Origin of the sequence: Proteus sp. PR00208 (genome assembly GCF_016238545.1) — a bacterium.
Lineage (GTDB): Bacteria > Pseudomonadota > Gammaproteobacteria > Enterobacterales > Enterobacteriaceae > Proteus.
Window position 1 is genome coordinate 1 of the sequence record NZ_JAEHQE010000053.1, and the last position, 1,331, is coordinate 1,331.

General features: G+C 45.4%; 1 protein-coding gene. It reads right to left on the bottom strand.

The features are described 5' to 3' along the window. Positions 1-11 precede the first annotated feature (11 nt). Positions 12-1,240, bottom strand: a protein-coding gene (locus JEP36_RS17660) for an IS3 family transposase (RefSeq protein WP_198630574.1) whose coding sequence is annotated in 2 segments (ribosomal slippage) — positions 12-925 and positions 925-1,240 — 1,230 coding nt in all. Because the reading frame shifts where the segments join, the coding sequence is not laid out codon by codon here. Positions 1,241-1,331: the final 91 nt, after the last annotated feature.

Genomic DNA, 1,331 nt, shown 5'->3' on the forward strand with positions numbered 1-1,331 from the left:
TGTATTTGACCCTATATTTCCAGACACTTTTTATCACTTATTTCATTATGGGTTCGACGCCGCAGGTACTCTCGCGGTGAACGATAACCCAGTGCACTGTGGGGATGCCATTCATTATAATGCTCGAAGGCTGCCGCAAGATTCTTCACTGCCGTTAATCCGTTCGGTTTTGACATGAGACTTATGTAGTCACGCTTCATGATTTTTACAAAGCTTTCTGCTATTCCATTACTTTGTGGACTCCGTACCGCCGTATGTCTCGGTGATAGGCCGACTTGTTTAGCGAACCTCCGTGTTTCATGGGCTCGATATGCTGAACCGTTGTCTGTCAACCACTCAACTGACTTTGAGGGGAACTCGTTACCGAAGCGATGCTCCACAGCGCCTAACATGACATCTTGCACGGTTTCACTGTCGAAGCCTCCCGTGCTAGCTGCCCAATGCAGGGCTTCGCGATCACAACAGTCTAAAGCGAACGTGACGCGCAGTTTTTCACCATTATCACATCGGAACTCAAAACCATCTGAACACCAACGTTGATTGCTTTCATTCACCGATACTTTTCCTGTATGAGCACGCGTTGAGACTGGCATTGCAGGTTTACGTTCCAATAATAATCCGGATTGCTTCATGAGACGGTAAACGCGTTTGGCATTAATCATCGCGATACCTTCATTCTCAGATTGCCGACGAAGTATTGCCCAGACGCGGCGATAACCATACGTAGGCAGCTTATCAATGACATTATGTATACGAGCAAGCGCATCACTATCATCTTGACAGCATCTACCTCGCTTATCCTTCCAATCACTTTTTCGTTTCGCTAAAACGTATAACTGTGCTCGTGACACACGTAACGTCCGACTCACTAAACTTATTTTCCATCCTTGGGTAATAAGGGCGCGAGCGCTATCCACTTTTTTTCACGGCCATACTCGACAGCTTCTTTAAGAAGTTCATTTTCCATTGTTTTTTTGCCGAGTAAACGCTGTAGCTCTTTAATTTGCTTTATTGCTGAGGCTAGCTTAGAGGCAGGAACAACGTGTTCACCTGCTGTCACTGCAGTCAGGCTTCCTTCTTGATACTGTTTACGCCAAAGGAAAAGCTGGCTTGCTGCTATGCCATGTTGGCGGGCAACCATGGAAACACTCATACCCGACTCAAAGCTTTGCTGAACAATCGCCATTTTTTCTTGCGGAGAACGACGTTTTCTACGTTCAGGACCTAATATCTCGATCATGTTATCTCCAAGAACTAGTCTAAAAACTAGTATTAAGATTATCACTAATTTAAGTGATACCAACTGTCTGGAGATCTAAGGGGCCAGTCTA